Origin of the sequence: Propionivibrio sp. (genome assembly GCF_049316945.1) — a bacterium.
Lineage (GTDB): Bacteria > Pseudomonadota > Gammaproteobacteria > Burkholderiales > Rhodocyclaceae > Propionivibrio.
In genome coordinates this window covers 22,550-30,167 of sequence record NZ_JBMOJE010000061.1, presented here as the reverse complement: position 1 = coordinate 30,167, position 7,618 = coordinate 22,550, and the positions used below count along the sequence as shown (strand labels likewise).

The following is a 7,618-nucleotide window of genomic DNA, read 5'->3' as shown; positions in this document are numbered from 1 at the left end:
GGAGAGCCGTGTGCGGGAGAACCGCACGCACGGTTCGGAGGGAGGGGAGGGCGAGAGTCCTTCTCTACCCCTATCAGTAAATCAATGGGTTAGCGGTAGAACAAATTTACCGTGCGCATTGCACCGATCCCGCGAACATTCGGCGCAATGCCCTTTGGTTATTGCGCCCTACGTGCTTGGCTTCCCTCAGAAAATCAGCCTTGGCTTGCAAGCCAAGCGCTGCGGGGCGGTGGCTATCCATGGACTTGATTGTGACGCTGTAATCGATTAGTGATTGGTGAACACGTCTTCAAGCGACTTGGCGTCGAGGATGTTGTCGGCCCAGTGTTCAAGCTGGTCAAGGGGGGCGTTGGCCAGGCGGTCGAGCGTTTCGGGGCTTAGGGGGCCGAAGCGGCGGGTGAGCTGACGTTCGAGCACGGTGGCTTCACCTTGGTGAATGCCTTGTTGCATACCTTGTTGCATACCTTGTTGCATACCTTTTTCGATACCTATCCGTTCTACTGAGGTGATGTAGGGCATGGCGCGGTTCCTTTCGAGTTGTTCGATGTCTTGCCAGAGTTGTTTTTGCAGTTCGGGCGGGACTTGCATCATCCAGTCGATGACGCTGAAGAGGTCGATGATTCGCTGTTTGTCCCAGTTGCGTTCGTAGAGCAGCTTGGCTAGCCGCCATTTTGCCGCAAGTCGCTTTTCGTTGTCACCTTTGGTTTGGCGGGTGAGCAGTTGCGCGGCGGTGACCAGGGCAAAGGGATTGGGGTCGTCGAGCAGCGTTTCGGTGCTTGCTTCGTAATCAAGCAGTTTGACGACGGGGAAGCGGATGCCGACTGCGCAGCCGAAGAGTTCGTAGCCGTAGTGCTCGGGTTTCCAGTGTTCGCGGTCATCAGCGAGGACGGCAAGGCTGGCAATGGGGCGCCGGTATTTGTCGTAAAGCCGGTAGTTGTAGGTGAATAGGCGTTCGGCAAATTTGCTGTCGTGACCGCCCTGGACTTCAATGTGCACGTAGACCCATTGTTCGTCGCCGTCGTGGGTGGCGACGCGCACAAGTTTGTCGATGAGGCGCTTGCCGAGTTCGGCATCTTTGACGATCTGGGCTAGTTCCTGGTCGAGGAAGACATGGCCGCGAGGCCAGTCGATCTGGCGGTGGACGTCAGGGAAGTAGAAGGCGATGAACTCTGGAAAGTAGCGGGTGACGGCGTCTTTCCACGGGGTGTCGTAGTCGTCGTTGGGGTCGCCGCTGGCGTCCTGCTCGGGTTTCTGCATCGGGTTGGTGTGGTCAGTGATCACGGGGGTCCATCGCGTGCTTGCCAGTTGCTATAAAGATTCGTTGGCGGAGGGTGTGTTAGCTAAGGCATGCGCTGTGAGGCACGCCAAACGACGTTCTACCCCATGTTTTCCGACTGGCAGGCACGCTACCGCCCTTGGATTGAGCGTCATTCCAAAAAACGCGTACTACGTTCCCTCTGTCCGGCACATTCCTCCGGGATTACTGCGGCTAGGCGGCCTTGCGCACCGCGCTGGCTGGCAAGCTTATTTTCTGCGGCCTCGCCAGAATCTCCATCAGGAGCATCACTCGCGCTTCGCCATCCGGGGCTTCATACAGGCGCAGCAATTCCGCTTCGATCCCGACAAACGGTCCTTCGATCACTTTCAGGCGCTCACCTACATCAAACAGACCCTTCTTCTGCGCGGGTTGCTCAGACAATGCGGCGATAAGTGCTGACGGGATGCGCGCGGCCACACCACCAAAGCGAACCAGATGCGAGACGCCAAGCGTGCTGCGGATGGCCGACCAGTTACTGCGGCCAGCCTCAAGGTGAACAAAAAGATAGCGCGGGAACAAGGGTTCGGCGATTATGACGCGACGCCCCGCACGCAAGCGATCAACTTTGAGCGTGGGCAGGCAGCAGTCGAATCCCTGGCTACACAGGTTTTCCAAGGCACGCGCTTCCTGGCGTGGCTTGGTATAAACGACATACCAGCCGGACTGTTCGTCCGGTTCTGCACTTTTTGTCGTCGGGATCAATTGGCCTCTCCGATAGCAAGCGGCTGAGTCAGGCTGGCAGCGGAGGCCGGTGATTCGTCGCTAGCGGTCGCCAGAACTTCCTGCCGCAACATTTCGATCTCTTCCTGCAGTTCGCCATATTCGCGAATCTTTCGCTGCAGAAAGCTGACCGTAACCTTTGATTTTTCTTCGATCCCTCTTGGGGTCAGCAAGTAGGCATAGGCTATCTTGTTGTCCGCCTTGCGAAAGTTGTTGATTTTCACCAACCCGATATCGACCAGCGCGCTGAGGCAGTAATTCGTTTTGCCAACGCTGATAGCCAAGCGGCCCGCCAGATCACGCTGACTGATCTGCGGTTCTTCGGCGAGGAGTTTCAGCAATTTGTAACGAAGGTCTTCACTCAGCACAACGGGTAGCCTGGGTACGTTCAACGGTTGAACATAATATACCCATCAATTGGTAGATTCAATATCCAGGAGCATGTTTTGGTCATGCCACGGTGGCTGGCGCTGTGTTTTTTTGTTGTGCGATCATGGCAATTTGCTTGCGGGGCAGCATTGGATAAAACGATCCCTCAGTTCGCCGTTGTAGAAGGCGAAGTAGTCGGCCAGACCGAGCATCAATTCGCGCATCGTGGCATACCTGTGGCGTGTATGATCACTACCAACGCAAGTGTACACTTGGGGCGTTGATGGAGAACTCTTACAAAACTCTTACATGGAAGCCTGAAAGCAAAAAGGCCACTCCGAAGAATGGCCTAAGTCGTTGTTTTTGCTGGTGCCCCCGAACGGAATCGAACCGCTACCTGATGATTACAAATCAACTGCACGACCTTCATGCTACGGGGGCAGACCTGACGGTCGAGGCGCGAATTATAGCCGAAGTGGACTCCTGTCGCATCCGGTCGGAGGAATTCCAGTTTCAAACAATCTGCAGTCCTTTACACCACACCACATAGATCACAAGAGATTATGGCAACGTTTTCCAACCCATCCGAAATTGCCCGTGAAACGTTGAAGCAGCTCATGACGCGGCGCATGGCCCCATCGCCTGACAATTATCGAGCCATTTACAACGAAATTTCCGGCGTTGTCGAAAAGTCCGCTACAGCCTTCCCCGAAAGCGAACTGAAGGCACTCCTGCTGTCGCTCCCCAAAGAAACCTCGGCCCAACAGCGTCTCTCGCGGCAACTCGATCAGTTCATCAAAGGGAAGAACTGGGAGGACTACAAGAAAACCCTGGCTGAATTCATCAAGGAGCACAGCACAGAATCGGAACTTGGCTGGAGTGATCTGATCACCGAATTCCTGCGCCAGTGGGAAGCCAAGCAATCCAACCTGACGCCCGCGCGCAAACGTGAATCTCTTGAGCATGTTCTTGCAAGCGCCTCCAAGAACAGCGAAATCCTGTTCGGCAGGCTGCAAAGCCTGATCAAATCTTGGTCACTGAACAGCGCAGAGCATGACGATATGGCACTGGTTGACGGCGCAATAGACGCCCGGGCAGAAGCGCCAGTGACCGCAACCTCCCTAGTCACCACTGCACCGGTTAGCCGCGCCTCCGAGTTGCTGCCCGAGCTGCGAAGCCTGTTTGCCTACACGCTGGAGGTGGTCGTCGCAACACAGCTCGATGACGAGCCCGAGTTGGCTGCTCAGGCCAAAACGCTTGCCTCGGCTGTGCGCAACGCATCCAGCGTCAAGGTCATGGATCAGTTGCTCGCCGACATCAAGCGCTTTGCCTTCCGCCTGGAATTTCTGGCTGAGGATCGCAATGAACTGCGTAGCGGCTTGCTCAAACTGCTACAACTCATGATCGAGAATGTCAGCGAACTGGTGGTCGATGATCATTGGTTGAACGGGCAGATCTCAATTGTGCGCGAAATTGTCGCGCAACCCATGAATCTCCGCACCCTCCACGATGCCGAGCACCGTCTCAAGGACGTCATATTCAAGCAAAGCCAGCTCAAGCACAGCCTGATCGAAGCCAAGGAGGCGCTAAAGCATATGTTGGCCGGATTCGTCGATCACCTGTCTGAATTTGCCGATTCCACCTCTGATTACCACGACAAAATTGAAATCTGTGTCGCAAAAATCAGCAAGGCTGAAGACATCACCCAACTGGAAGATGTGCTCGCCGAAGTCATCAGTGAGACGCGCATCATCCAGATCAACGCCCAGCGTTCACGCGACGATCTGCGCGCTTCCAAACAGCGGGTTGAAGAAGCCGAAAAACAGATCAATAAACTTCAAGGAGAACTCGACAAAACGAGCAATCTGGTCCGCCACGACCAGTTGACCGGCGCCCTGAATCGTCGTGGCCTTGAAGAAACCTTCGCCAAAGAGTCGGCACGCGCCCAACGGCGCCAATCGATCTTCTGTATTGCCATGCTCGATATTGACAATTTCAAGAAGCTCAACGATACGCTCGGTCATGATGCCGGAGATGCCGCGCTCATCCATCTGGTCACCGTAATTCGGGAAACACTCCGTCCGCAAGACACCCTTTCCCGATTTGGCGGAGAAGAATTCCTCATCATCCTGCCCGATACACCGATCGATGATGCCAAAAAAGCAATCGCCCGCCTGCAACGCGAACTCACCAAACGCTTCTTTCTGCACGACAACGAAAAGGTACTGATCACCTTCAGTGCAGGCGTGACCGATTTCCGGCGCGATGACACGCAGGCGAGCGTAACCAAACGAGCAGATGAGGCGATGTATGCGGCTAAAAAAGCAGGAAAGAACCGCGTAAACATTCTTTAACGCGAGGCACTTCCCCCGTTGCCGTGGCAATCACAGAAGCGCAACCTTTACCATCTCACTCAGGGGGCGCATTGCTCAATTGCAGAATCTACATGCGTGTAATCTGTCCCTCGAAATAGAGCTATTCAGAATTAACGAGGAACGACGCGTGCGCCGTCGCCGTTGCCTTCGACATACACCCGCTGGCCCTTGTACAAATTTTGATTGATGGCTTGCGTCACAGAAATCAGTACCCCGTTGCTGGTGCGGACAATGATTTGCTGGCCCTGGACCGGCTGGTCGTATTTCTTCTGGACTTCATTTCCGGCGTAGGCGCCGCCGATAGTTCCCAGCACCATGGCGACATCGCGCCCGGAGCCGCCACCGATCAGGCTGCCGAGCCCGAGGCCGGCAATGCCCCCAACCACCGCACCGATGCCCGCATGCTGGTTGCTTTGCAGTTGAACCAGGGTGATTTCTTCGATGACGCCCGATCGAATGTCCATTTCACCGGGTTGAGGCCCGGGTGTGGCGCAGGCGGAGAGGAATACGGCAAGTAAGAATGCCGAGAGGTAGGATGCGATTTTCTGGAACATGAGTCCTCCGTTATGTGTTGCGATTAATAGCTGGCTAAATGCCTGTGCAAACAATTACTGCGTGAAGGCCTGGTTTCTTCCTGAAACGGCAACGCAACTGGTTGATCCCACCTGGCAAACAACGATATAAGTCGATTTCTTTCCGCAGCCCTGAACGCCAACCGTATATTCGGCGCGTTCGATACCATTCCAGAGCGCGGGCTGGAGAAGTGTATTTGAAAGCATCGTTCCTGTCGCTGCGGGGCAAGACAAATCAAATTGTCCGCGACGTACAGCCGCATTCATCGCGTTCCCTTGGTCGCTAGCCAGTAACTGTTGATCGGTCGCGCAGCCAGCTAGAACAAGTCCGAAAGCCGATAGTGCAAGTAGTGTGTTGTTTGACTTCATTTCGATTACCTCCACTTGTGAAAAAAGAAAAGCCTGATCGCCATGGGTGCACTCAACTACATGTATTTATCCTAAAAAACCGCAGTTCAAACCACGGCGACACGGCGGGCACAGCGAAAAGCCTCAGTTTTTCAGGATTTCATGGCTAACCCAAAGGGTGAGTCATGAAAACATTGCAAGTCATTGTTTTTCCGTTGTGTTCGCCGTGTTCGCTGTGGTGAACTGTCTTTTCTAGGTTTATTGGAATTTCAGGCCGCCAGCAGCAATCTCAAGCATTTAGACAACATGCTAAAATCCATGACATCAGCCTTGCCGATTAGTTCAAAGGCCTCGAAATGAACCGCATCGTTTACGCAGAACAAAGCCTGATCGAACGTTCAGCCTTAATCATCCCGAGCTCGTTCACGCTTAATGGGCAGGAGGAAACCATGCTGTTGATGGTGGCGGGGCGTCCCCAAGAGTACCTGCTGCGTAGCGCATGAATAGGCAATCTACAGGCCATGCTCTGGAGAGCCGCATGAATACTGGCTCTCCAGCCATGTGTTTATAAATCGCTGCAGCGAAGAATCTCGTTATGGCGCTGTTACAACCTCGTAATACACACCGTTTGACCCGAAATACGGCTTGTACCAATTTGGCCCGTTCTGATAAAAGTTGACGCCGTTTACCACCATGCTGCGAGAGCCGGAAGGCAGCACCGCGAACTGGGTTCCGATCGGCAGATTACCTGCGGATTGATAAACTGGCTGCTCGACAACCACGGCGGGTTGCTGAACATAGACCGTGGCGGGACGTGAAGCGTCGGCGATCGCTGCTCCGGCCATGGCCCCGACAGCCAGCCCGGCAACTGCGCCAGCCGCGGCGCCACATCCGTAGCAACCACCGCCATGGTAGCCGCCGTAATAGCCGCCATGGTACCCGCCGCCGGCCGCAACGAACCCGCGTCCGCCGTAGCCGCGGCCAGCGGCAACCCAGGCGTTGGCCTCCTGAAGCGGTGCGAGCAGGCTGGCTAGCACCGCGATTCCGAGCGTAAAAGCCTTCAATTGTTTCATTCTGTTTTTCATGTCATTTCTCCTTTGACCACTCACTTGGCTTGCGACAGATCTTGCGGCTTGAATTCGAGCTTCACAGCGTCTTTCGGAATGGTGGCGTTGAACGTATTGGCCGGGATCGGCGCATCAAGCTTCCAGTCCGAGAACTCCACGGTAAAGGTCGGCTGCCGCTCGCCCTCGCGGTGCGAGACGACCATCATGACCGGCAGTTTGTCCCGCTCGCCAATCCATATCTCCCAATCGAGGCCTTTGCCGGTAAAAGCCAGGTGATCGGTTTTGACGCCGCCAACGATCGATTGCCCAACCCAGAGCGCGCTCGAAAGATCCCTGGTGAGGGTCGAATAGGGATCGGAGACGAGCATCTCGGCGAAGATCGCCAGAACGTCCGTGCCCGGATGCTTGTTCTCGATCAACGCATCGATGGTGTTGCCCGATGCTTCCTTCTGCGTGTAGAACTTCCTGCTGTGCTCAATCGTGGTTACTGCTTTTCCATCGAAGTAAAGATCGTTCGGGAACAGGTCGCCACGCGACTCGACGAACAATTTGTCGGGTCGTTGCATCACTACGCGAGATGAGGCGAAAAGGCTGATGTATTGCCCGGTGGGGGAGGCAAAGGGAACCAGGCCACGCACCTTGAAGCTGAGGGTTTTTGCCTTGGTCAGCTTGCCGCTCATGTTCTTCAGCAAATCGAGTGCGCGCGCGTCCTTGATCTCCCGCGCGGATGGAGGCGCCAACGGTTTGTCCTGAGCAACAGCGACGCCGCCGCTGAAGAGCATCCCGGCTGCGAGCAATGCGGAGCCGAATACAAACGGAATCTTGCCTTGTTTCATGTTGTTCCCTCTC

General features: G+C 55.1%; 9 protein-coding genes and 1 tRNA gene. 2 read left to right on the top strand and 8 right to left on the bottom strand.

The features are described 5' to 3' along the window. Nucleotides 1–267 precede the first annotated feature (267 nt). From ACOYNV_RS14615 to ACOYNV_RS14600, 4 genes are all read right to left on the bottom strand, one after another. Complete coding sequence (locus ACOYNV_RS14615; protein ID WP_422900522.1) at nt 268–1,281, bottom strand: DUF4351 domain-containing protein; 1,014 nt, start codon at nt 1,279–1,281, stop codon at nt 268–270. Between the two features lie 208 nt (nt 1,282–1,489). Further along, the gene (rfaH, locus tag ACOYNV_RS14610; protein ID WP_422900521.1) at nt 1,490–2,020 is read right to left on the bottom strand and encodes a transcription/translation regulatory transformer protein RfaH; all 531 of its coding nucleotides are present in this window, start codon (nt 2,018–2,020) and stop codon (nt 1,490–1,492) included. Then, nucleotides 2,017–2,406: a MarR family EPS-associated transcriptional regulator gene (locus ACOYNV_RS14605; RefSeq protein WP_422900520.1), complete on the bottom strand. Its 390-nt coding sequence runs from the start codon at nt 2,404–2,406 to the stop codon at nt 2,017–2,019. Before ACOYNV_RS14605 ends, rfaH begins: the two co-directional genes overlap by 4 nt. 368 nt (nt 2,407–2,774) lie before the next feature. Then, nucleotides 2,775–2,848, bottom strand: a tRNA-Thr gene (locus ACOYNV_RS14600). Between the two features lie 188 nt (nt 2,849–3,036). Here ACOYNV_RS14600 and ACOYNV_RS14595 point away from each other — a divergent pair. After that, nucleotides 3,037–4,761 carry a diguanylate cyclase gene (locus tag ACOYNV_RS14595; RefSeq protein WP_422900519.1) on the top strand — a complete coding sequence of 575 codons (1,725 nt, stop codon included), beginning with the start codon at nt 3,037–3,039 and terminating at the stop codon, nt 4,759–4,761. 131 nt (nt 4,762–4,892) lie between these two features. Here the strand turns inward: ACOYNV_RS14595 and ACOYNV_RS14590 are convergent, their stop codons facing one another. Beyond that, a complete protein-coding gene (locus tag ACOYNV_RS14590; protein ID WP_422900518.1) occupies nt 4,893–5,336 on the bottom strand; it encodes a glycine zipper 2TM domain-containing protein in 444 nt (147 codons plus the stop codon). A gap of 54 nt (nt 5,337–5,390) precedes the next feature. Beyond that, complete coding sequence (locus ACOYNV_RS14585; protein ID WP_422900517.1) at nt 5,391–5,723, bottom strand: hypothetical protein; 333 nt, start codon at nt 5,721–5,723, stop codon at nt 5,391–5,393. Nucleotides 5,724–6,058: 335 nt separating this feature from the next. On the opposite strand from ACOYNV_RS14585, the gene ACOYNV_RS14580 reads away from it, so the two are divergent. Then, nucleotides 6,059–6,205 carry a hypothetical protein gene (locus tag ACOYNV_RS14580; protein WP_422900516.1) on the top strand — a complete coding sequence of 49 codons (147 nt, stop codon included), beginning with the start codon at nt 6,059–6,061 and terminating at the stop codon, nt 6,203–6,205. Between the two features lie 90 nt (nt 6,206–6,295). Here ACOYNV_RS14580 and ACOYNV_RS14575 read toward each other — a convergent pair whose 3' ends face one another. Continuing rightward, entirely contained in the window at nt 6,296–6,787 is a 492-nt protein-coding gene (locus ACOYNV_RS14575) for a hypothetical protein (protein ID WP_422900515.1), read from the bottom strand. Nucleotides 6,788–6,807: 20 nt separating this feature from the next. Beyond that, on the bottom strand, nt 6,808–7,605 hold the full coding sequence (locus ACOYNV_RS14570) for a DUF2092 domain-containing protein (RefSeq protein ID WP_422900514.1): 798 nt from the start codon (nt 7,603–7,605) through the stop codon (nt 6,808–6,810). Between the last annotated feature and the right edge of the window lie 13 nt (nt 7,606–7,618).

Coding starts and splice junctions, on each gene's coding strand:
- ACOYNV_RS14585 (WP_422900517.1), bottom strand. CDS start 5,723: ATGAAGTCAAACAACACACTACTTGCACTATCGGCTTTCGGACTTGTT.
- ACOYNV_RS14575 (WP_422900515.1), bottom strand. CDS start 6,787: ATGAAAAACAGAATGAAACAATTGAAGGCTTTTACGCTCGGAATCGCG.
- ACOYNV_RS14570 (WP_422900514.1), bottom strand. CDS start 7,605: ATGAAACAAGGCAAGATTCCGTTTGTATTCGGCTCCGCATTGCTCGCA.
- ACOYNV_RS14590 (WP_422900518.1), bottom strand. CDS start 5,336: ATGTTCCAGAAAATCGCATCCTACCTCTCGGCATTCTTACTTGCCGTA.
- ACOYNV_RS14580 (WP_422900516.1), top strand. CDS start 6,059: ATGAACCGCATCGTTTACGCAGAACAAAGCCTGATCGAACGTTCAGCC.
- ACOYNV_RS14595 (WP_422900519.1), top strand. CDS start 3,037: ATGGCCCCATCGCCTGACAATTATCGAGCCATTTACAACGAAATTTCC.